This is a genomic window from Pseudomonas boreofloridensis (assembly GCF_030580795.1).
GTDB lineage: Bacteria > Pseudomonadota > Gammaproteobacteria > Pseudomonadales > Pseudomonadaceae > Aquipseudomonas > Aquipseudomonas boreofloridensis.
The window spans coordinates 54,912-74,566 of record NZ_JAUQOQ010000018.1; the positions used below are offsets into that span (position 1 = coordinate 54,912).

At 66.0% G+C, this 19,655-nt stretch carries 24 protein-coding genes; 14 read left to right on the plus strand and 10 right to left on the minus strand.

All coding sequences use genetic code 11. The annotated features are described in order from the left end of the window. Positions 1 to 13: 13 nt before the first annotated feature. Positions 14 to 859, minus strand: a complete 846-nt coding sequence (locus Q6A47_RS19050) for an alpha/beta hydrolase (RefSeq protein ID WP_304485071.1) — start codon at positions 857 to 859, stop codon at positions 14 to 16. A 181-nt stretch (positions 860 to 1,040) separates the two neighbouring features. Between Q6A47_RS19050 and Q6A47_RS19055 the strand changes: the two genes are divergently transcribed. Beyond that, positions 1,041 to 1,925 carry a sugar nucleotide-binding protein gene (locus tag Q6A47_RS19055; RefSeq protein WP_080754769.1) on the plus strand — a complete coding sequence of 295 codons (885 nt, stop codon included), beginning with the start codon at positions 1,041 to 1,043 and terminating at the stop codon, positions 1,923 to 1,925. Beyond that, on the plus strand, positions 1,918 to 2,850 hold the full coding sequence (locus Q6A47_RS19060; RefSeq protein WP_304485072.1) for an NAD-dependent epimerase/dehydratase family protein: 933 nt from the start codon (positions 1,918 to 1,920) through the stop codon (positions 2,848 to 2,850). Before Q6A47_RS19055 ends, Q6A47_RS19060 begins: the two co-directional genes overlap by 8 nt. 53 nt (positions 2,851 to 2,903) lie before the next feature. Here Q6A47_RS19060 and Q6A47_RS19065 read toward each other — a convergent pair whose 3' ends face one another. The 5 genes from Q6A47_RS19065 to Q6A47_RS19085 all read right to left on the minus strand — a co-directional run bounded on the left by Q6A47_RS19065 (position 2,904) and on the right by Q6A47_RS19085 (position 6,852). Beyond that, the gene (locus Q6A47_RS19065; protein WP_029614555.1) at positions 2,904 to 3,587 is read right to left on the minus strand and encodes an OmpW/AlkL family protein; all 684 of its coding nucleotides are present in this window, start codon (positions 3,585 to 3,587) and stop codon (positions 2,904 to 2,906) included. A 110-nt stretch (positions 3,588 to 3,697) separates the two neighbouring features. Continuing rightward, the gene (locus Q6A47_RS19070) at positions 3,698 to 4,222 is read right to left on the minus strand and encodes a DUF3299 domain-containing protein (RefSeq protein WP_039583289.1); all 525 of its coding nucleotides are present in this window, start codon (positions 4,220 to 4,222) and stop codon (positions 3,698 to 3,700) included. A 66-nt stretch (positions 4,223 to 4,288) separates the two neighbouring features. Further along, the gene (locus Q6A47_RS19075) at positions 4,289 to 5,554 is read right to left on the minus strand and encodes an ABC transporter permease (protein ID WP_029614554.1); all 1,266 of its coding nucleotides are present in this window, start codon (positions 5,552 to 5,554) and stop codon (positions 4,289 to 4,291) included. Continuing rightward, a complete protein-coding gene (locus Q6A47_RS19080) occupies positions 5,554 to 6,264 on the minus strand; it encodes an ATP-binding cassette domain-containing protein (protein WP_304485073.1) in 711 nt (236 codons plus the stop codon). The genes Q6A47_RS19075 and Q6A47_RS19080 overlap by 1 nt, the downstream gene beginning before the upstream one ends. After that, positions 6,265 to 6,852: a DUF2796 domain-containing protein gene (locus Q6A47_RS19085; protein ID WP_029614507.1), complete on the minus strand. Its 588-nt coding sequence runs from the start codon at positions 6,850 to 6,852 to the stop codon at positions 6,265 to 6,267. 132 nt (positions 6,853 to 6,984) lie between these two features. Here Q6A47_RS19085 and Q6A47_RS19090 point away from each other — a divergent pair, with 132 nt between their 5' ends. Beyond that, positions 6,985 to 7,332, plus strand: coding sequence for a hypothetical protein (locus Q6A47_RS19090; RefSeq protein ID WP_116890196.1), 348 nt, complete (start codon positions 6,985 to 6,987; stop codon positions 7,330 to 7,332). A 27-nt stretch (positions 7,333 to 7,359) separates the two neighbouring features. Here the strand turns inward: Q6A47_RS19090 and trxA are convergent, their stop codons facing one another. From trxA to Q6A47_RS19105, 3 genes are read right to left on the minus strand one after another with little or no spacing between them, the layout of a single operon-like run. Further along, positions 7,360 to 8,244, minus strand: a complete 885-nt coding sequence (trxA, locus tag Q6A47_RS19095) for a thioredoxin (protein ID WP_295488727.1) — start codon at positions 8,242 to 8,244, stop codon at positions 7,360 to 7,362. Between the two features lie 31 nt (positions 8,245 to 8,275). Further along, positions 8,276 to 8,935 carry a class I SAM-dependent methyltransferase gene (locus Q6A47_RS19100; RefSeq protein ID WP_304485074.1) on the minus strand — a complete coding sequence of 220 codons (660 nt, stop codon included), beginning with the start codon at positions 8,933 to 8,935 and terminating at the stop codon, positions 8,276 to 8,278. A 1-nt stretch (position 8,936) separates the two neighbouring features. Further along, positions 8,937 to 9,392, minus strand: coding sequence for a hypothetical protein (locus tag Q6A47_RS19105; RefSeq protein WP_304485075.1), 456 nt, complete (start codon positions 9,390 to 9,392; stop codon positions 8,937 to 8,939). Between the two features lie 105 nt (positions 9,393 to 9,497). Here Q6A47_RS19105 and nrdR point away from each other — a divergent pair, with 105 nt between their 5' ends. From nrdR to Q6A47_RS19160, 11 genes are all read left to right on the plus strand, one after another. Beyond that, positions 9,498 to 9,962, plus strand: a complete 465-nt coding sequence (gene nrdR / locus Q6A47_RS19110; protein WP_029614510.1) for a transcriptional regulator NrdR — start codon at positions 9,498 to 9,500, stop codon at positions 9,960 to 9,962. A gap of 2 nt (positions 9,963 to 9,964) precedes the next feature. After that, positions 9,965 to 11,095: a bifunctional diaminohydroxyphosphoribosylaminopyrimidine deaminase/5-amino-6-(5-phosphoribosylamino)uracil reductase RibD gene (ribD, locus tag Q6A47_RS19115; protein WP_304485076.1), complete on the plus strand. Its 1,131-nt coding sequence runs from the start codon at positions 9,965 to 9,967 to the stop codon at positions 11,093 to 11,095. Between the two features lie 42 nt (positions 11,096 to 11,137). Next, on the plus strand, positions 11,138 to 11,803 hold the full coding sequence (locus tag Q6A47_RS19120) for a riboflavin synthase (RefSeq protein ID WP_039580752.1): 666 nt from the start codon (positions 11,138 to 11,140) through the stop codon (positions 11,801 to 11,803). A 17-nt stretch (positions 11,804 to 11,820) separates the two neighbouring features. Continuing rightward, a complete protein-coding gene (ribBA, locus tag Q6A47_RS19125) occupies positions 11,821 to 12,912 on the plus strand; it encodes a bifunctional 3,4-dihydroxy-2-butanone-4-phosphate synthase/GTP cyclohydrolase II (RefSeq protein ID WP_039583286.1) in 1,092 nt (363 codons plus the stop codon). A gap of 89 nt (positions 12,913 to 13,001) precedes the next feature. After that, on the plus strand, positions 13,002 to 13,478 hold the full coding sequence (ribH, locus tag Q6A47_RS19130; RefSeq protein WP_029614513.1) for a 6,7-dimethyl-8-ribityllumazine synthase: 477 nt from the start codon (positions 13,002 to 13,004) through the stop codon (positions 13,476 to 13,478). Continuing rightward, a complete protein-coding gene (gene nusB / locus Q6A47_RS19135; protein WP_039580749.1) occupies positions 13,475 to 13,975 on the plus strand; it encodes a transcription antitermination factor NusB in 501 nt (166 codons plus the stop codon). Before ribH ends, nusB begins: the two co-directional genes overlap by 4 nt. Positions 13,976 to 13,993: 18 nt before the next feature. Further along, positions 13,994 to 14,962 carry a thiamine-phosphate kinase gene (gene thiL / locus Q6A47_RS19140; RefSeq protein ID WP_304485077.1) on the plus strand — a complete coding sequence of 323 codons (969 nt, stop codon included), beginning with the start codon at positions 13,994 to 13,996 and terminating at the stop codon, positions 14,960 to 14,962. Next, on the plus strand, positions 14,959 to 15,462 hold the full coding sequence (locus Q6A47_RS19145) for a phosphatidylglycerophosphatase A family protein (protein ID WP_029614515.1): 504 nt from the start codon (positions 14,959 to 14,961) through the stop codon (positions 15,460 to 15,462). The genes thiL and Q6A47_RS19145 overlap by 4 nt, the downstream gene beginning before the upstream one ends. Before the next feature lie 18 nt (positions 15,463 to 15,480). Beyond that, positions 15,481 to 16,218: a substrate-binding periplasmic protein gene (locus tag Q6A47_RS19150; protein ID WP_304485078.1), complete on the plus strand. Its 738-nt coding sequence runs from the start codon at positions 15,481 to 15,483 to the stop codon at positions 16,216 to 16,218. A 130-nt stretch (positions 16,219 to 16,348) separates the two neighbouring features. Next, positions 16,349 to 16,966 (plus strand): GTP cyclohydrolase II, encoded by a 618-nt coding sequence (ribA, locus tag Q6A47_RS19155; RefSeq protein ID WP_304485079.1) that lies wholly within the window; start codon positions 16,349 to 16,351, stop codon positions 16,964 to 16,966. A gap of 16 nt (positions 16,967 to 16,982) precedes the next feature. Further along, positions 16,983 to 17,792, plus strand: coding sequence for a cobalamin-binding protein (locus Q6A47_RS19160; RefSeq protein WP_304485094.1), 810 nt, complete (start codon positions 16,983 to 16,985; stop codon positions 17,790 to 17,792). Here Q6A47_RS19160 and Q6A47_RS19165 read toward each other — a convergent pair. Next, complete coding sequence (locus Q6A47_RS19165) at positions 17,770 to 19,641, minus strand: TonB-dependent receptor domain-containing protein (RefSeq protein WP_304485080.1); 1,872 nt, start codon at positions 19,639 to 19,641, stop codon at positions 17,770 to 17,772. The genes Q6A47_RS19160 and Q6A47_RS19165 overlap by 23 nt on opposite strands. Positions 19,642 to 19,655: the final 14 nt, after the last annotated feature.

The following is a 19,655-nucleotide window of genomic DNA, read 5'->3' on the forward strand; positions in this document are numbered from 1 at the left end:
GTGCGTGAGTCGATCAAGCGTCCTCAAGGATGAATTCAGCCACGGTCTCGGCCACCTGATCGGCGACCTGCGGGGCGTCGCGCAGGTGCGCCGCGATGCCGTGATCGCAGTCGGTCAACAGCAGGCATTGCACATGCGGCGCGGGCACCGAGCGCAGCAGGGCGTGGGTCACTTCCTCCGGGATCGGGCTGTAGCGTGGAACGCCGCGCAGCAGGCGAGTGCCGGCCGAGGTGCCGGCGCCTTGCCCATGAGTCTTGGAATTGAGGCCGTCGTATTCGCCGATCACCAGCAACACCCGCCCCGAAAACTGGCGCAGGAACGCGTAGCTGTCGCAATCGAGGAAGGCCCAGGGCGTGCGGATCGCGGCGCTGAAGGCCGGGCCGAAGGGCGCGCCGTGGGCGGCGTCGGGGTATACCGCCGGGCAGATCAGTACCAGCTTGTCGATCTGCGGCCGTTGCGCGGCCAGCTTCAGTGCAATCGACGCGCCCAGGCTGTGGCCGACCAGCGTCGTACAGTCCTCGCCCAGATGCGCCATGAAACGCTGCGCTTCTATCAGGTTGACTGCCAGCGACGGCGCCGAGGCACCGGGCTCGCTGGCCTGGCTGTGGCCGGAGAGGTTGCCGGTCATTGAGCCGATGCCCTGGCGTTGCAGGCGATACAGCAGCGGATTGAGTCGGGTGAAGTCCGACCGCGCGCCGCCGACCACGAACACGGCGGGCGCGCGCTCCACCTCCGGCAGCAACAGGCGGGCTTGTTGGTGGTAGCCGTCGAAGGTTTCGTCGATGAAGCCTTCCCGGCCGGGAGCGGGCTCGTCGTACTGCCAGCGGCTGCGATGCTCGGTGCGGGTGACGAAGTCCATGGCGCTCCTGCTGCGACTCGAATGATCGTCTGGCAGTATCGGTCAGTTTCAAGTGGCGCAGAAGCGCTGCCCGCAAAATCCTGCGGGCTGCCCGAAGCGCCAGGCGTCCGGGTTGGACTTCCCCGGGCGGAAACCGCAAAATGCCTCCTTTCTAATCGATCTGAGCGGACCTGCTGACTCTATGCGTATGCGCCTGATGCTGTTGGGTGGTGGCAATGCCCTCGGGCAAGCGCTGATTCGTCTCGGGGCCGAGGAAGACATCGCGTTCCTGGCGCCGCGCCCGCCGGAAAATGGCTGGGACGCGGCCAGCCTGACCCAACTGCTCGACGATCACCGCCCCGATACCCTGGTCAACCTGGCCTACTATTTCGACTGGTTCCAGGCCGAGTCGGTCAGCGAGCCGCGCCTGGCGTCCCAGGAGCGGGCGATCGAGCGCCTGGCTGAACTCTGCCAGCACCACGAAATCACCTTGCTGCAGCCGTCCAGCTACCGGGTGTTCGACGGTTCGCGGGCCACCTCCTACAGCGAAAAGGACGAGCCCGTGCCGCTGGGTACGCGCGGCCAAGCGCTGTGGCGCATCGAGCAGAGCGTGCGGGCGGCCTGTCCGCAGCATGTGCTGCTGCGTTTCGGCTGGTTGCTGGACGAAAGTCCCGACGGCATTCTCGGGCGCTTCCTCACGCGTGCCGAGCAGCCTCATGAACTGCTGCTGGCCGATGACCGTCGCGGCAACCCGACGCCGGTGGACGATGCCGCGCGGGTGATCCTCTCGGTGCTCAAGCAGCTCGACTGCGCGGCGCCGCTGTGGGGTACCTACCATTACGCCGGCAACGAAGCGACCACGCCGTTGGCACTGGGCCAGGCGATCCTGACCGAGGCCGCGCAGTGGCACACGCACGCCATCCAGTCGCCGACCGCCCAGGCCCACGCAGCCCGCCCGGATGCCAGCGAGGAGCCGCAGCACGCGGTGCTGGCCTGCAAGAAAATCCTTCATACCTTCGGCATCAAGCCGCGTGCCTGGCGCGCGGGTTTGCCGCCTCTGCTGGAGCGGTTCTATCGCCATGGCTGACGCACCCATCCTCATCACCGGCGGCGCGGGCTTCATCGGTTCGCACCTGTGCGACGCGTTGCTGGACAAGGGCCATGCGGTGCGTGTGCTGGATGATTTGTCCACCGGCAAGCGCAGCAACCTGCGCCTCGATCATCCGCGCCTGCAATTGATAGAGGGCGATGTGGCCGATGCCGCTCTGGTCACCCGCGCAGTTGCCGGGTGCGCAGCGGTGGTGCATTTGGCGGCGGTGGCCTCGGTGCAGGCCTCGGTGGACGATCCGGTCAAGACTCACCAGAGCAACTTCATCGGCACGCTCAACGTCTGCGAAGCCATGCGCTTGAATGGCGTGCGCCGGGTACTGTTCGCCTCCAGTGCGGCGGTTTATGGCAACAATGGCGAAGGCCTGTCGATCGCCGAGGACACGCCCAAGGCGCCGTTGACGCCCTATGCCGTGGACAAGCTGGCCGGCGAGCAGTACCTGGATTTCTATCGCCGCCAGCACGGGCTGGAGCCAGTGGTGTTCCGCTTCTTCAATATCTTCGGGCCGCGCCAGGATCCTTCCTCGCCGTACTCTGGCGTGATCAGCATCTTCTGCGAACGTGCCAGCCAGGGCGTGCCTATCACCGTGTTCGGCGATGGCGAGCAGACGCGCGACTTCCTGTATGTGGGTGACCTGGTGCAGGTGATGGTGCAGGCGCTGGAGCAGGAACAGGTACAGGAAGGGGCAGTGAACATCGGCTTGAATCAGGCCACCTCGCTGAACCAACTGCTCGCGGCCCTGGCGCAGGTGGTCGGTGGGCTGCCGAGCGTCAGCCATGGCCCTGCGCGGTCCGGCGATATTCGCCACTCCCGGGCTGATAACCAGCGTCTGCTGGCGCGATTCGACTTCCCCGAGCCGACATCCATGGTCGAAGGGCTGGCGCGGTTGTTGGGCAAACATTGAAAAGGGCCGCGAAGCGGCCCCAATCTGTGAGTCTGTTCCAGCCCGTCTCGGGTTTAGAACTTGTAGCCGACGCCGACCATGTACACCCAAGGATCCACTTCGACATTGACCTTGGTCTTGCCCACGCCCAGGGCGCTCGGGCCGTCGATGCTGGCTTTGGTGTTGATGTCCACGTACCACACCGCAGCGTTGAGCAGCAGGTTGTCGGTCAGCATGTAGTCCATGCCCAGTTGCCCGGCCAGGCCGACGGAGTTCTGCAGCTTCATGTTGCTGAAGCCTTGTTGCTTGCGCGAGCTGCTCAATTCTTCATCGAAGAACAGCGTGTAGTTCACGCCGATACCGGCATAGGGCTGGAACTTGGACGACGCTTCCATCGGGTAATACTGCAGCGACAGGGTCGGTGGCAGTTGCTTGATGTCGGCCAGCTTGCCATCCAGGCCGCCGCCCAGGCCTTTGACGCCCACGGTGTGCTTGAAGGGGGTAGCCGCCAGCAGCTCGATGCCGATGTGGTCGGTGAGCATGTAGGCGAAGGCCAGGCCCAACTGGGTGTCGCTGTCCAGCGTGGCCTTGGTGCCGGAGACTTTGGCACCGTCGAGCTTGAGGTTGCCGCTGTCTTCGTTGGGCGCGGTGGTGATGGCGCCGGAACGCAGGATGAAGTCACCGGCCTGGTGGGCGTGGGCAACGGGGGCTGCGAGCGCCAGCGCAACGAGCGAGGCACCGAGCAAGTTCTTGTTCATGGAAGCTCCCAGAGGACGTGAGGAAATCGAGTGGTCCAATGGTAAGTAGCTACCTAAACGGATTGTTTGATTCAGCTCAACGAAGCACGTCGCTCAAGGGCAGGTGACGCTCATTTGAGTTCGTAGGCGTAGATTTTCTCGGCGTCCAACTGATAACCGGCGTCGGCCAGTTCGCTGCTGGTGTTCTTCACCTGCATGCGCCCCTCGATCCAGTACGGCTGGTAGAGGTCCTCGATGCGCACACCCATCTCGCTGAACACGTGCACGATCTGGTTGGACGGCGGTGGCGGGACGTGGATGCAGGCACCGTAGTAAGGCACCAGCAGGAACTCGGTGGTGCGGCCTTCTTCGCTGACTTCCAGCGGCACGATGTAGCCGGGCAGCTTGATCTGCTGGCCGTCGAGCGCCTTGACCACCGGCGCATCGGGCGCCTGTTGCCGCGCTGCCGGGGCGGACTCGGCCGCTAGGGCGTCGCCCAGGGAGTTGCCCATCTGCGACAGGTCGTGCAGCGGTGTGAGCTGTGGCGGGATGACCGGCGCGCCCTCGGGAATCAGCGCTGGCCAGTCCAGCTCGCGCGGCTCGTCCGCCCAGGCCGGGATGACCAGCACCAGCAGCAACAGCAGGAGAATCTGCAGCGCCTTCTTCGCGGGTAAGGCGCCACGGCGAATCGCGGCGCCTACAGGCATCGACATGACCACTCCTCAGAGATGAATCGACAGGCCATCGGCCAGCGACTGGCGATAGGCCCGCCAGGCCGGCACGCTGCCCATCACCAGCGCCGCACCGAGGATGATCGCCAGCAGCGTCCATTCATGTGCGCTGGGCCAGGCCAACGGCAGGTAGAGACCATAATTGGCCTGGACCGCGTCCTGCGCCAGGGCGATGCCGCCATAGAGCAAGCCCAGCCCGACGACGATGCCGCTCAGCGCCAGTGCCAGCGCCTCGAGCACCAGCAGCCCGGCGATATGCCAGGGCCGCGCGCCCACCGAGCGCAGAATGGCCATTTCGCGGCGGCGCTCGTTGAGGCTGGTGAGGATCGCGGTGAGCATGCCGATCAGGCCGGTCAGCACCACGAACAGCGAGACCACGAACAGCGCCTGTTCGGCGATGCTCATCATGCCCCACAGCTCTTGCAACGCTACACCTGGGAGAATCGCCAGCAGCGGTTCGCCCCGGAATTCGTTGATTTCGCGCTGCACGCTGAAGGTGGCGATCTTGTTGTTCAGGCCGAGCATGAAGGCGGTGATGGCGGTGGGTTGCAGGTCCATGGTGCGCGCTTGCTCGGCACTGATGCGTCCGGCGCCGCGTGCCGGCACGCCGTTGTGCCAGTCGACGTGGATGGCCTCCATACCGGCCAGGCTGATGTGCAGGGTGCGGTCCACCGGTGTGCCGGTGCGTTGCAGGATGCCGACCACGGTGAACGGCTTGTCGTCGTGCTTGACCAGGCTGATGGTGGCGATGCCGTGGGCCAGCACCAGGCTGTCACCGAGCTTGTAGTGCAGGGCGTCGGCCACCTCGGCGCCCAGCACCACCTCGAACGGATCGCTGGCGAACTGACGGCCCTGGCTCAGTTGCAGGTGCTGCTGGCGACCGTACTGGTAGTGGCTGAAGTAGTCGGCGTTGGTGCCCATCACCCGATAGCCACGGTGCGAGTCGCCCAGGGAGATGGGAATCGCCCACTTGACCCGAGGATCCTTGGCGTAGTGCTCGAAGCTGTCCCAGCGGATGTTGTTGGTGGCGTTGCCGATGCGGAACACCGAGTACAGCAGCAGGTTCACCGAGCCCGAGCGGGCGCCGACGATCAGGTCTGTGCCGCTGATGGTGCTGGCGAAGCTGGCGCGCGCCTCGGTGCGCACGCGTTCCACGGCCAGCAGCAGGCACACCGACAGGGCGATGGCGAACGCGGTGAGCAGGGCGGTGAAGCGCCGATTGGCCAGGCTGGCCAGGGCTAGACGGAGCAGGTACATCAGGCCTCCCGAGGCGTGGCCGCACGGTTGAGTTCGGCCAGCGACAGGTCGCGGTCGAACAAGGGCGCCAGGCTCTGGTCATGGCTAACGAACAGCAAACTCGAACCGGCGCTGCGGCACTCGTCGAACAGCAGGCGGATGAAGGCTTCGCGGGTATCGGCGTCGAGGGCGGAGGTCGGCTCGTCAGCGATCACCAGTTCCGGTTGGCCGATCAGCGCGCGCGCCGCCGCGACCCGCTGCTGCTGGCCGATCGACAAGGTGTCGGCGCGACGTGAGAGCAAGGCCGAATCCTTGAGCCCCAGGTGCGCCAACAGCGTGGCCGCCGCCTGCGACACACTGCCGTGACGCTGTATGGCACGTTCGGTGCGGCTGCGCGAGAAGCGGCAGGGCAGCTCGACGTTTTCCTGCACCGACAGAAACGGCAGCAGGTTGAACTGCTGGAAGATGTAGCCGGTGTGGTCGACCCGGAACGCGTCCCGAGCCGCCTGACCGAGCGTGGCCAGGTCCTGCCCGAGCAGGCGCACCTGACCCTGGGCAGGCAGGTTGACCCCGCCCAGCAGGCCGAGCAGGGTGGTCTTGCCGCTGCCGCTGGGGCCTTTGAGGAACAGCGCCTCGCCAGCCTCCAGGCGGAACTGGGGAATCTTCAGCAAGGGCGGCTGCCCTGGCCAGGCGAACACCAGGTCATGCAACTCGATCAGCGGCTGGTCCATTCAGAAGGAAACCACGGCGTTGCCTGGCGTGCTCTCGATACCCTTCTGCCCGTTCGGACCGACCAATTGCACGTTGATCTTCTGAGTCTGCGGATAGGCCTTGTACAGCGGCGACAGGTCGATCTGGGTGAGCTTGGCCGGGGTGGCGCAGGTGAGCTGGTAGTGGGCGTGGATCTCGCTGTGCTGATGTTCGTGGGCGTGATCGTGATCGTCGTCATCATCATCATCATCATGCTTGGCGGCGGGATCGCTGCCGAACAGCGGGCTTTCCAGTTCCTGCTGGTCCTCCTTGCAGCCGGCCGAACTGGCCAGGCCGAACAGCTTGAGCGGTTGTTCGAGCTGCTTGCGCACCGCTTCGACCTTGGCTTTGTCGGCATCGCTGCCGGGCATGTGCTCGAAGCCCACCAGGTTCATGGCCGGGCTTTCCAAGGCCAGTTCCAGGGTGTTGCCGTCCAGGCCGACGTTCAGGCGGGCCACGCCATGCTCATGGGCGGGCAGGGTACCGTGCTCGTGATCGTGGTCATCATGGGCCTGGGCAACGGCCAGGGGCAGCAGGGCGAAGGGCAAGGCGAGGAGCAGGCGGCGCATGGACGACCTCGGGAGCTGGGGGACATGTTTGGTAATGTTATAACGGATTTTGTCGCCGATGCCAGAGGCTTGGCGCAGGTTTCATGTCGTGGGAGCATGCCGGGCATCGACCCGCGATTGAAGGATGGCAGCGTGAGAATTCGAGGACACATCGGCGACTGGCCGGTGGACCTGAGCATCGAACTGGAACCGCACGAATGGGCGCAACTGGGGCGTCAGTTGCAGGAGGCGCCCGCCGTGGCGCAAGCCGTGCCGGCCACGGCAGCCGCCCCCGTGCGTCAGGATGACGGCCAGTGGTCAGCGGCCTGTGCGTTGCTGCGTCAGGCCGGACAGCTCAGCGGGCCTGAGTTGCTGGAGCGCCTGGAGGGCCTGACGGGCAGCGTCGCAGCGGGCAAGCGGTTGCTGGTGCGCTTGCGTCACAGCAGCGAGGTGAAGGTGGACAGCACTGCGCACGCGCCGCTCTACCGGTGGGTCGGCTGACCCCTTCCAGCGCGAGCGCGTCGTGGCTCAGAACATCGCCGAGGACAGCCTGCGGCGATAGACGCCCACCAGCGGATGATCGCCGCCCAGCAGGTCGAACACCTGCAGCAGGGCTTTCTGTGGCAGTCCGCTCTCATAGGCGCGATTGCGCTGGAACAGCTTCAGCAGCCCGTCCAGCGCAGCTTCGTACTGCTGGCGCGCCAGTTGCTGGATGCACAATTGGTAGGCCGCTTCGTCATCTTGTGGATCCTGCGCCAGACGGCTCTTGAGCTCGGCGACTTCCGGCAGGCTGGCCGCTTGGCGCAGGAAGGTCAGTTGGGCTTTGGCACCGGCCAGCGCGGCCTTGTGTTCATCGCTCTTGACCGCATCGAGCACTTGCTGCGCGCCGTCCAGGTCATTGCGCTCGGCCAGGCAGCGCGCGTAGTAGATCAGCGCTTCGGCGTTGCTGTTGTCTTCAGCGAGCAGCGCCTGCAGCAGGGTTTCGGCCTCGCTGAAACGGCTTTCGGCGAACAGCGCCTTGGCCTGCTCCAGCGGCGAGGCGGTGGGCGCGGCGGGCATCTGCACATGGGGTTCGAGCATGGCACGAATGCCCGACTCCGGTTGCGCACCGGCGAAACCGTCGACCGGCTGGCCATCCTTGAACAGCACCACGGTCGGCAGGCTGCGGATGCCGAACTGGGCCACCACCTGCTGTTCCACGTCGCAGTTGACCTTGGCCAGCAGCAGTTCGCCCTGGTAACCCTCGGCGATCTTTGCCAGCAGCGGCATCAGCGCCTTGCACGGCGCGCACCACTCGGCCCAGAAATCCACCAGCACGGGTTTGTGGAAGGAGTTCTCGATCACCAACTGCTGGAACTCGGCATCGGTGACGTCGAAGATGTAGGGCGTGGCGTTGGAAGAAGCTTGGCTCATCACGACTCTCGCAAATCCGGAATGGCAACCACTATAAAGGCTCGCGGCTGGCGTGGTACAGGCTGACGCGGCGGAATTCGTGTGGCTCGGCCAGGTCCGGCAAGGTCAGCGCCTCGAGTACGCCCAAGGGGCGATACAGCGGGTGGCTGAAGTGCCGTACCCGCGAGTCGGCGACCAGTGCGTCGCGCCCGCGCAGCAGGAAGGCGTCGAGCAGCGGCAGGTTGGCAGGGTCGTAGAGCACGTCAGCCACCAGGATCAGGTCGAAGCGGTCGGCTTCGGCGAAGAAGTCGGCGCTGTAGCCCAACTGCACGCCATTGAGCGCAGCGTTGGCGCGGCACGCGTGCAGCGCCAGCGGATCGAGGTCGCAGGCCACCACTTCCAGCGCCCCCGCGCGGGCGGCGGCGATCCCGGCGATGCCGGAACCGGCGCCGAAGTCCAGGACCCGTTTGCCACGCACCCAGTGCGGGTGCTGCGCCAGGTAGCGGGCCATGGCCAGGCCGCTGGCCCAGCAGAAGCTCCAGTAAGGGGGCTCGTGGAGAATGCGCCGGGTTTCGTCGGGGCTGAACGCGCGGTCCATGTTCTGCGCGTCGATCAGCCACAGCTTCAGATCGCAGTCTGGCAACTCGGTGATGCTCAGGCGCGCCTCGCCGATCAGCGCGGACAGCGCCTGTTGCAAGTGCAGCGGCGTCACCTCATGGCGCCTTTTCGAAACGCAGCGCCCCGGTAGCCTGGGTCTGCGCTTGGGCAATGCGCTGCGGCGGCAGGTGCAGGATCAATTGGCCGGAGCGACTGGCGCGCCCACGCAGTTCTACGCGGGCGCCGGCGGGAAAGGCCTCGGGATTGAAACGCAGGTGATAGGGCAGGGCTTGGCCGGTGCCGGTCAGGTCGCTGCTGGCCAACAGGCGCTGCGGCCGACCGCGCTCGTCGATCACCAGCAGGGCCAATTCGACCTCGGCGCCTGCCGGGATCTCCAGCAAGGTGCCGCTCAGTTCGCGCTGGTAGGCGGGCAACGGACCAGGATCGTCGACGGGCTTCTTCACCGCCTTGGCCACAGGGGCGGAGGCGGGCGCTTCGGGCTTGGGGCGGTCGCTGCCGCAGGCGGCAAGCAGGCCGGCCAGGCACAGCACGACGAGAGCACGGTGGTGCATGGGGCAATCCTTCACGGGCAGATTTCTCTGGATGGTAACCCCTTTGGCTTGTCTTGCCAGTGGGATGCGCTACCATGGCCCTCCCTTTTTTTGTTGCCTGCCACCATGCACTGTCCCTTTTGCGGTGCCAACGACACCAAGGTCATCGATTCGCGCCTGGTCGCCGAGGGCGAACAGGTCCGTAGGCGCCGCGAATGCGTGGCCTGTGGCGAACGCTTCACCACCTTCGAGACCGCCGAACTGGTTCTGCCCCGGCTGATCAAGCAGGATGGCACGCGCCAACCGTTCGACGAAGACAAGCTGCGCGCAGGCATGCAGCGGGCGCTGGAGAAGCGTCCGGTGAGCATCGAGCGCCTGGAAGCCGCGCTGGCGCACATCAAGAGCCGTCTGCGCGCCACCGGCGAGCGTGAAGTCAAATCGCTGGTGGTCGGCGAACTGGTGATGTCCGAGCTGCGCAAGCTCGACGAAGTCGCCTACATCCGTTTCGCTTCGGTGTACCGGCGCTTTCAGGCGCTGGACGAGTTCCGCGAAGAAATCGACCGTCTGGCCCGCGAGCCAGCCAAAGAGTAAGCATGTCCAGCCAGACCGCCATCCTCGACGCCCACTACATGGCCCGCGCCCTGGAACTGGCCCGCAAGGGCTTGTACAGCACCCACCCCAACCCCCGGGTAGGCTGCGTGATCGTCAACCAGGGCGAAGTGGTTGGCGAAGGCTGGCACGTGCGCGCCGGCGAGCCCCACGCCGAGGTGCATGCGCTGCGCCAGGCCGGTGAGCGAGCCCGCGGCGCTTGCGCCTACGTCACCCTCGAACCGTGCAGCCACCACGGGCGCACGCCGCCGTGCGCCGAGGCGCTGGTGCAGGCCGGGGTCGCGCGGGTGGTGGCGGCGATGCAGGACCCCAACCCGCAAGTGGCCGGGCGCGGCCTGCGGCGTTTGGCCGAGGCGGGTGTAGACGTCGCCAGCGGCGTGCTCGAGGCCGAGGCGCGGGCACTCAATCCGGGCTTTCTCAAACGCATGGAGCGCGGCGTGCCCTTCGTGCGCGCCAAGCTGGCCATGAGCCTGGACGGTCGCACCGCCATGGCCAGTGGCGAAAGCCAGTGGATCACCGGCGCCGCCGCGCGTGGCGCGGTGCAGCGTTTGCGCGCCCGTTCCAGCCTGGTGCTGACCAGCGCCCAGAGCGTGCTGGCCGACAACGCGCGCATGACCGTGCGCGGCGCCGAGCTGGGTCTGGACCCCGACACCACGGCCCTGGCCCTGTCACGTACGCCGCAACGCGTACTGATCGACGGTCGCCTGCGCCTGCCGCTGGACGCACCGTTCTTCCAGGCCGGTCCCGCGCTGGTGGTCACCGCCCTGGCGGCCGACCCACGCTACGCTGCTGCCGGTCATGAATTGCTGGTACTGCCTGGCAACGATGGCCAGGTCGACCTGCCGGCGCTGCTGCGCCTGCTGGCCGAGCGCGGTGCCAACGAAATCCTGCTCGAAGCCGGTGCCGGCCTGGTCGGCGCTTTCGCCCAGCTCGGGCTGATCGACGAGTACCAGCTGTTCGTCGCTGGCACCTTCCTGGGCTCCCAGGCCCGTCCTTTACTGGACTGGCCGCTCGAACGCATGGCCGATGCACCCCGGCTGAAGATCATCGAAATGCGCGCCGTGGGCGATGACTGGCGAGTCATCGCCATTCCCACGTCCGCGCCCGGCGTATAATGCCGGGCTTGCGCTGCGCAGCCCGTACCTGAGGAGACCCGCATGTTCACCGGCATCATCGAAGCCATCGGCACCATCGGCAACATCACCCCCAAGGGCGGTGACGTGCGTGTCTACGTCCAGACCGGCAAGCTCGATCTTGCCGACGTCAAGCTCGGCGACAGCATCGCTGTCAACGGCGTCTGCCTCACCGCCGTGGCGCTGCCCGGCGACGGCTTCTGGGCCGACGTCAGCCTGGAAACCCTCAAGCGCACCGCCATGGTCGAGCTCAAGAGCGGCAGCCGGGTCAACCTGGAGAAGGCCCTCACGCCCACCACACGCCTGGGCGGTCACTTGGTCAGCGGTCATGTCGACGGCGTCGGCGAGATCGTCTCGCGCAGCGATAACGCCCGCGCCATCCAGTTCCGCGTCCGCGCGCCGAAAGAGCTGGCCAAGTACATCGCGCACAAGGGCTCGATCACCGTCGACGGCACCAGCCTGACGGTCAACGAAGTCGACGGCGCCGAATTCGAACTCACCATCGTTCCGCATACCCTGGCCGAAACCATCATGGCCGACTACCGTCCGGGACGTCGCATCAACCTCGAGGTGGATCTGCTGGCCCGCTACCTCGAGCGCCTGCTGCTGGGCGACAAGGCCGCCGAGCCAAGTAAAAGCAGTGGCATCACCGAAAGCTTCCTGGCCGCCAACGGCTACCTGAAATCCTGATTGAGAAGGGGGTGCCAGTGGCGCTCAACAGCATCGAAGAACTGGTCGAAGACATCCGCCAGGGCAAAATGGTCATCCTCATGGATGACGAAGACCGCGAAAACGAAGGCGACATCATCATGGCGGCCGAGTGCTGCCTGCCCGAGCACATCAACTTCATGGCCAGGCACGCTCGTGGCCTGATCTGCATGCCGATGACCCGCGAGCGCTGCGAGACCCTCAAGCTGCCGCTGATGGCGCCGCGCAACGGTTCAGGCTTCGGCACCAAGTTCACCGTGTCGATCGAGGCTGCCGAGGGCGTGACCACCGGCATCTCCGCCGCCGACCGCGCACGCACTGTGCAGGCGGCTGCGGCCAAGGACGCCAAGGCCGAGGACATCGTCAGCCCTGGGCACATCTTCCCGCTGATGGCCCAGCCGGGCGGAACCCTGGCCCGTGCCGGCCACACCGAAGCGGCCTGCGACCTGGCGCGCATGGCCGGGTTCGAGCCGAGCGGGGTGATCTGCGAGGTGATGAACGATGACGGCACCATGTCCCGCCGCGCCGAGCTGGAAGTGTTTGCCGCCCAGCACAACCTGAAGATCGGCACCATCGCCGACCTCATCCACTACCGCATGATCCACGAGCGCACCGTGCAGCGCGTGTCCGAGCAGCCGATCGAGAGCGAGCTGGGCGAATTCAACCTGGTCACCTACCGCGATGCGGTCGAAGGCGACGTGCACATGGCCCTGACCCTGGGCACCATCTGCGCCGAAGAACCGACCCTGGTGCGCGTGCACAACATGGACCCGCTGCGCGACCTGCTGCTGGTCAAGCAGCCGGGGCGCTGGAGCCTGCGCGCGGCGATGAGCGCCGTGGCCGAAGCCGGCAGTGGCGTGGTGCTGCTGCTGGGGCACCCGCTGGATGGCGACGTGCTCCTGGCGCATATCCGCGAAAGTGCCGGCGACCTGCCGACCAAGACGCCGACCACCTACAGCACCGTCGGTGCCGGCTCGCAGATCCTGCGTGACCTCGGTGTGCGCAAGATGCGCCTGATGAGCTCGCCGATGAAGTTCAACGCGATATCCGGATTCGATCTGGAAGTTGTAGAATACGTGCCCTCCGAGTGATACCGACGCGCCAGCGGCCCTGGCGCTCGTGTCCGAACCCTATCGAAGGCCGCCGTAGCGGCCTCGCTCTTTAATATGAGATTACCGGAATGACCCTGAAGACCATCGAAGGTACCTTCATCGCCCCCAAAGGTCGCTACGCCTTGGTGGTTGGCCGCTTCAACAGCTTCGTCGTCGAAAGCCTGGTGAGCGGTGCCGTCGATGCCCTGGTACGCCACGGCGTCAGCGAAAGCGACATCACCCTCATTCGTGCCCCTGGCGCGTTCGAGATCCCGCTGGTGGCGCAGAAGGTCGCCCAGCAAGGTGACTACAGCGCGATCATCGCCCTGGGCGCCGTGATCCGTGGCGGCACCCCGCACTTCGAATACGTGGCGGGCGAGTGCACCAAAGGCCTGGCCCAGGTTTCCATGGAGTTCGGCGTGCCGGTCGCCTTCGGTGTGCTGACCGTCGACTCCATCGAACAGGCCATCGAGCGTTCCGGCACCAAGGCCGGCAACAAGGGCGCCGAAGCGGCCCTGTCGGCTCTGGAAATGGTCAGCCTGCTGGCGCAGTTGGAGGCCAAGTGATTAGCGACGAGAGCGATCGTTTCAACCCGCGCGATCCAAAACCTGCGGATGCCGGCAAGCCCTCCAAGAGCGCCAAGCGCCGCGAAGCCCGCAAGCTCGCCACGCAAGCGCTGTATCAGTGGCACATGGCGCAGCATTCGCTGAACGAGATCGAGGCGCAGTTCCGCGTCGACAACGATTTCACCGATGTCGACGGTGCCTATTTCCGCGAAATCCTCCATGGGGTTCCGGCGATCAAGGCTGAAATCGACAACGCCCTCTCGCCGTGCCTGGACCTGGCCCTGGACGAGCTCGACCCGGTTGAACTGGCCGTGCTGCGCCTGTCCACCTGGGAGTTCATCAAGCGCGTCGACGTGCCGTACCGCGTGGTGATCAACGAGGGCGTCGAGCTGGCCAAGGTCTTCGGTGCCACCGACGGCCACAAGTTCGTCAACGGTGTGCTCGACAAGCTCGCGCCCACCCTGCGCGAAGCCGAAGTCAAGGCCAACAAGCGCTGACCGTGGCGCTGACCAGCCATGGGTGAGTTCGAGCTGATCCGCCAGTTCTTTGCCGCTGCGCACTGTGCGCAGGCCGTCGAGGGCGTGGCCCTGGGCATCGGTGACGACTGCGCCCTGCTGGAGCTGGCCGCCGGCCAGCAACTGGCGGTGTCCACCGATACCCTGGTGGCAGGCGTGCATTTTCCGGCTGTGTGCGATCCTTCGCTGCTCGGCCAGCGGGTGCTGGCCGTGGCGGTGAGCGACCTGGCGGCGATGGGCGCCGAAGCCATCGGCTTCACCCTGGCGCTGACCTTGCCCGAGGTCGATGCACAGTGGCTGAAGGACTTCAGCGACGGCCTGAGCCGCATGGCTCACCGCTCCCGCATGAGTCTGATCGGAGGCGACACCACGCGCGGGCCGCTGAGCTTCACCGTCACTGTATTCGGCCGGGTTCCGGCTGGACAGGCACTGCGCCGTGACGGCGCGCGGCCCGGCGATCTGCTGTGCGTCGGCGATCACCTGGGCGATGCTGCCGGTGCCTTGTCGCTGGTGCTCGGCGAGCGCCAGGCCGCCCAGGAGCTGGCGCGTCCGCTGCTCGCCCGCTACTGGGCGCCGATGCCGCAATCGACCCTCGGTCAGTTGCTCCGCGGTCATGCCAGCGCCGCGCTGGACATCTCCGACGGCCTGCTGGCCGATTGTGGCCACATCGCCAAAGCCTCGGGCGTCGCGCTCGAAGTGAACCAGCAGCAGGTGCCGGTATCTACCGAACTGCAGGCGCTGCTCGGTCGCGACGCGGCACTTCAAGCTGCGCTCACCGGCGGCGACGACTACGTGCTGGCCTTCACCATCGCGCCCGAGGCGTTACAGCGCCTGGTGCTGCCGGGCTTCATCCATGTTCATGTCATCGGCCGCGTGCTGCCCGGAGCAGGCGTTACGCTCAGGGACAGCCAGGGTCATGACATCACCCCGGTGCAACGGGGTTATCAACACTTCAGGGAGACACCGTGACCGACCACCCCAATCAGGTGCCTGCGGAGTTCGTTCCGCCTTCGGTCTGGCGCAATCCATGGCACTTCATCGCCTTCGGTTTCGGCTCGGGCACATTGCCCAAAGCGCCTGGAACCTGGGGTTCGCTGGTGGCGCTGCCGTTCATTCCGTTATGGCAGATGCTACCGGACTGGGGCTACTGGCTATTGCTGGGCATCACCATGCTGTTTGGCTTCTGGCTGTGCGGCAAGGTGGCCAACGACTTGCGCGTGCACGACCATGAAGGCATCGTCTGGGACGAAATGGTCGGCATGTGGATCACCCTGTGGCTGGTGCCCGAGGGGTGGCAGTGGCTGCTGGCAGGGTTCCTGATGTTCCGTTTCTTCGACATTCTCAAGCCTTGGCCGATCCGCTGGATCGATCGCCATGTGCACGGCGGCGTCGGCATCATGCTCGACGACGTCCTGGCCGGGGTATTCGCCTGGCTGGGCATGCAGGTGCTGGTCTGGGCGGTGGCCTGATACACAGGGAGCAGGTCGATGGTCATGAAGACTGTGTTGCTGGCGTTGAGTGTGCTGATAGGCAGTGCCGTGGCGGCCGAGTCGCCGAAGCAGGTGCGGTTGGTCAGCGAAGAATGGATCGACTACACCAACGCCGACGGCAGCGGCGTGGCCTGGGATGTCCTGCGCAAGGTCTTCGAGCCGGTGGGGGTGACCGTTCAGACCGAGAGCGCGCCCTACAGTCGAGCCATTGGCTTGGTCAAACGGGGCGAGGCCGATGCCTGGGTCGGCTCGTACAAGCAGGAAGACACCGACAACCTCTACCCGCGCTGGCATTTCGACATGGATCATATCTATGCCCTGAGCCTGGTCGACAAGCCGGTGCCGGAAGTGGCAACTATCGGCCGCGCCCGGCTGGCCTGGGTGCGCGGCTACGACTTCCAGAAGTACCTGCCCGATGTGAACAACTTCCGCGAGATCCAGCGCCGTGAAGGCATCCTGCCGATGCTCGAGCATGACCGTGTGGATTACTACATCGATGCGCAGACCGAGGTCGACTACGTCCTCGAGCATGCCGACCAGCCCTCGCGGTTCCGTCGCAGTCACCTTACCGAGCTGCCGCTGTACCTGGCATTCACCGACAGCGAGCGCGGCCGTGCGCTGCGCGAGCTGTTCGACCAACGCATGGAAACGCTGGTACGCAGCGGTGAGTTGAAGCCGATCTTCCAGCGCTGGAAGCAGCCGTATCCGTTCTCGGCGGACAGTCAGCCGCATTGAGGCAGCTTACTCGGTTCGAGCCATCATCGAATCTTTCGATCCGAAGCCACGAATATCCGCGTGCCCACGGCCGTCGGGCTGCTGATACAATCTCGCCCATCGAAATTTCCTACTTTTTCAGGAGCACAACGTGCCCGTCGTCTTTGTTGCCGCTTCCAAGCTTCCGACGCCTTTCGCGACCTTCACCATGCATGGCTTTCTCGAACAGGCCACCGGCCGCGAGCACGTGGTGCTGAGCCTGGGTGACATTGCCGACGGCCAACCGGTACTGGGGCGTCTGCACTCCGAATGCCTGACCGGCGACGCGTTGTTCAGCCAGCGCTGCGACTGCGGCTCGCAACTGGAAGCTGCATTGCAGGCCATTGCCCGGGAAGGCCGTGGCGTGCTGCTGTACCTGCGTCAGGAAGGTCGCGGCATCGGCCTGCTGAACAAAATCCGCGCTTACAAACTGCAGGATGGCGGTGCCGATACCGTCGAGGCCAACGAGCGTCTGGGTTTTGCTGCCGACCAGCGCGACTACGCCATCTGTCTGCCGATGCTCGAGCACCTGGGCGTCAAGTCGCTGCGCCTGATGACCAACAACCCGCGCAAGGTCAAGGCGCTCACCGACATGAACATCGCCGTGGCCGAGCGCGTACCGCTGCACACCGGGCAGAACCCGCACAACCGCCTGTACCTGGCGACCAAAGCCGACAAGCTCGGTCACATGATGGGCAACCAGCACCAGGGCGAAGTGCCCCAGGCCTGATCCGGCGCTGATGTCGATGCGTGCCTGCTGGTTGGCGCTGCTGTTGAGCAGCGCGGCGTGGGCCGATACAGCGCCCCGGGTCGTGAGCCTGGCGCCGTCGATGACCGAGATCGTGCTGGAGCTGGACGCCGACGACCTGCTGGTGGGGGTGCTCGACAGCGGCGAGCGCCCGCAGCGCTTGCAGGGGCTGGAGTCGGTCGGCGGCTATGGGCAGCTCGACATGGAGCGACTGCTGGCGCTCAAACCCGACCTGTTGCTGCTGTGGCCCGGCAGCGTGCCACCAGCCCAGCGTGAGCAGTTGCGCCAACTGGGCATCGCCACGTTCAGCGGCGAACCCCATGACCTCGACCAACTGATCGACCAGATCCAGGCCATCGCCGTGCGTCTGGGCCGCGCAGAGACGGGACAGCGCTACACCGACCGACTGCGTCTGCGCCTGGCCCACTTGCGCGAGCGCTATCGACGCGACCGACCACTGCGCGTGTTCTACCAGGTGTGGGATCGACCGCTGTACACCCTGGGCGGTGGCCAGGTGGTCAGCGACGCCCTGGCCGTGTGCGGTGCGCGCAATGTCTTCGCCGATCTGGCCCAGCCCGCGCCGCAGGTGAGCGTCGAGTCGGTGCTGGCGCGCGATCCCGAGGCGATTCTGGCGGGCGACACGGCGCAATTGAGCAGTTGGCAGGCCTGGCCAACGCTCAGCGCGGTGGCGGGCGGGCGTCTGCTGGTGGTGCCCGATAAAGGACTGGAGCGTCCCAGCGGACAGATGATCGAAGCGACTGCGCGGCTGTGTGCGCTGCTCGACGCTAAAGCGCCGGCGTCCAAGTGAGGCTCAGCAGCCAGGTACGACCCGCTTCCCGATAGCCGTAGGTGCTGCCGTCGTAGCTGTACAGGGCGCGGCTGTAGCGCTTGTCCAACAGATTGTCGAGCTTGGCCTCCCACTTCAACGTGTCGCTCACCGCCCAACTGCCGCGCAGGCCGAACAGACTGTAACCACCGAGGCGCTGGCGGTTGCTTTCGTCGTCGAAACTGCTGCTGACAGCCTGCCAACTGCCGCCGAGGGTGAAACGCTCGAATTGACGGTCCAGATCCAAGCTCGCGGTGCGGCGCGCACGGCGGGCCAGGGTATGGCCGCTGTCACGGTCGCGCGGGTCGATCACCGCCAGACCGAGCTGGCTGCGCCATGGGCCCCAATCCTGGGTCAGCGCCAGCTCTGCGCCGTCAATGCGCGCGGAGGCGACGTTGCGCGGGATCGAGCCTTCGCCGAAGACGATGGCATCGCGCAGGTCGGTCCGGTACAGCGAGGCCTCCAACTGGCTGGCGGCACCCAACTGGCTGCGCCACTGCACTTCATAGCTTCTGGAGCGCTCCGGGCTGAGGTTGGGGTTGCTGTACTGCGGGTAATACAGGTCGTTGAAGGTCGGTGCTCGGAAGCCCTCGCTGTAGGACAGCAGCAGGTCGTTGTCGGCATTCAGCGGTACGGTCAGGCTGCCGCTCCAGGTGGTCTGGCCGCCGAACTGCTGGTTCTGGTCGCGGCGCACGCCCAATTCGGTGGAGAACGCTTCGCCGTGGTAGCGATGCTGGAGGAACAGCGCGCGGTTGCTGCGGCTGTCTTTATCGAAGCGGGTACTGCCGTGCACCCGGTCCTGATACCAATCGCCACCCAGCAATAGGCTATGGCCGGCGTCGAGGGTCAGATCGTTCTGCCAGGTGATCTGGTCGCGGTAGGTATTGAACACACTGCCGTCGTCGCTGAGCGTGTCGCGTTTGCGGTCGCGGTTTTCGCTGTGGCCCAGTTCCAGGCGCGCGTGCCAGCGCTCGCTGAGCTGGGCATCGAGGTAGCTGCCCAGGCTGCTGACGGTGAAATCGGTGTAGGGCTTCTGACCGAAACTGTCGAAGGTCACGGGGTCGAAGCGGCCGAACGGATTGTCGTACTCGCTGCGACCCCGGCTGTCGAGCAGGTTCAGGCCGGCTTCGAAGCGCTCGTTGAAGACATGGCTCAGGCTCAGGTTGACGCTCTTGTTGCGGTAGGCATCGTGGTCGCCGTCGCTGGCGAAGGACGGCCCGGTCGAGTCGATACCGGCGGTTTCGTCGAGGCTGGCACCCAGGTTGAAGCGGGTCTGACCATTGCCGCCGGACAGGCCCAGGCTGCGCTGGAACGTCTGCTGGCTACCCGCAGCCAGCCGCAGGCGCGGTTGCAGGCCCGGGCCGCTGGCGCGGCGGGTGAAGATTTGGATCACCCCGCCGATGGCGTCGCTGCCATACACCGCCGAACGAGAGCCGCGTAGCACTTCGATGCGCTCGATCTGGTCGACGTCGAGAAACTGCAAGCCGCTGTCGCCGGAGCTGGCGTTGGCGATGCGCACGCCGTCGACCAGCACCAGGCTTTGCGCGGTCTTGGTGCCGCGGATGAAGATACCCGGCAGGCTGCCGCGCCCGCCGGTGGGCGCTACTTGCACGCCGGGCACGCGGCTGAGCAGGTCGGTGACGCTGCTCGGTTGCAGACGGTCGATGTCGCTGCGGGTGAACACGGTGTTGGCCGCGCTGCTGCTGGTGCGCGACTCCACCTGCCGGTTGGCGCTGACGAGGGTGTCGTCGAGTTTCAGGGCGTCGTCGCGGCTGGCGGCCAACAGCGGGGCGGGGAGGCAGAGGAGGGCGAGCAGGGTCGAGGGTTTCATGTGCCGTTCCATAG

What these genes read in the sequence shown, in the direction of transcription:
- Q6A47_RS19150 (WP_304485078.1), top strand. Translation starts at nt 15,481, where the DNA reads ATGGTCATGAAGACTGTGTTGCTGGCGTTGAGTGTGCTGATAGGCAGT.
- ribD (WP_304485076.1), top strand. Translation starts at nt 9,965, where the DNA reads ATGTCCAGCCAGACCGCCATCCTCGACGCCCACTACATGGCCCGCGCC.
- thiL (WP_304485077.1), top strand. Translation starts at nt 13,994, where the DNA reads ATGGGTGAGTTCGAGCTGATCCGCCAGTTCTTTGCCGCTGCGCACTGT.
- trxA (WP_295488727.1), bottom strand. Translation starts at nt 8,244, where the DNA reads ATGAGCCAAGCTTCTTCCAACGCCACGCCCTACATCTTCGACGTCACC.
- Q6A47_RS19060 (WP_304485072.1), top strand. Translation starts at nt 1,918, where the DNA reads ATGGCTGACGCACCCATCCTCATCACCGGCGGCGCGGGCTTCATCGGT.
- Q6A47_RS19075 (WP_029614554.1), bottom strand. Translation starts at nt 5,554, where the DNA reads ATGTACCTGCTCCGTCTAGCCCTGGCCAGCCTGGCCAATCGGCGCTTC.
- ribH (WP_029614513.1), top strand. Translation starts at nt 13,002, where the DNA reads ATGACCCTGAAGACCATCGAAGGTACCTTCATCGCCCCCAAAGGTCGC.
- Q6A47_RS19105 (WP_304485075.1), bottom strand. Translation starts at nt 9,392, where the DNA reads ATGCACCACCGTGCTCTCGTCGTGCTGTGCCTGGCCGGCCTGCTTGCC.
- nrdR (WP_029614510.1), top strand. Translation starts at nt 9,498, where the DNA reads ATGCACTGTCCCTTTTGCGGTGCCAACGACACCAAGGTCATCGATTCG.
- Q6A47_RS19085 (WP_029614507.1), bottom strand. Translation starts at nt 6,852, where the DNA reads ATGCGCCGCCTGCTCCTCGCCTTGCCCTTCGCCCTGCTGCCCCTGGCC.
- Q6A47_RS19065 (WP_029614555.1), bottom strand. Translation starts at nt 3,587, where the DNA reads ATGAACAAGAACTTGCTCGGTGCCTCGCTCGTTGCGCTGGCGCTCGCA.
- Q6A47_RS19050 (WP_304485071.1), bottom strand. Translation starts at nt 859, where the DNA reads ATGGACTTCGTCACCCGCACCGAGCATCGCAGCCGCTGGCAGTACGAC.
- Q6A47_RS19080 (WP_304485073.1), bottom strand. Translation starts at nt 6,264, where the DNA reads ATGGACCAGCCGCTGATCGAGTTGCATGACCTGGTGTTCGCCTGGCCA.
- Q6A47_RS19055 (WP_080754769.1), top strand. Translation starts at nt 1,041, where the DNA reads ATGCGTATGCGCCTGATGCTGTTGGGTGGTGGCAATGCCCTCGGGCAA.
- Q6A47_RS19165 (WP_304485080.1), bottom strand. Translation starts at nt 19,641, where the DNA reads ATGAAACCCTCGACCCTGCTCGCCCTCCTCTGCCTCCCCGCCCCGCTG.
- Q6A47_RS19120 (WP_039580752.1), top strand. Translation starts at nt 11,138, where the DNA reads ATGTTCACCGGCATCATCGAAGCCATCGGCACCATCGGCAACATCACC.
- Q6A47_RS19160 (WP_304485094.1), top strand. Translation starts at nt 16,983, where the DNA reads ATGCGTGCCTGCTGGTTGGCGCTGCTGTTGAGCAGCGCGGCGTGGGCC.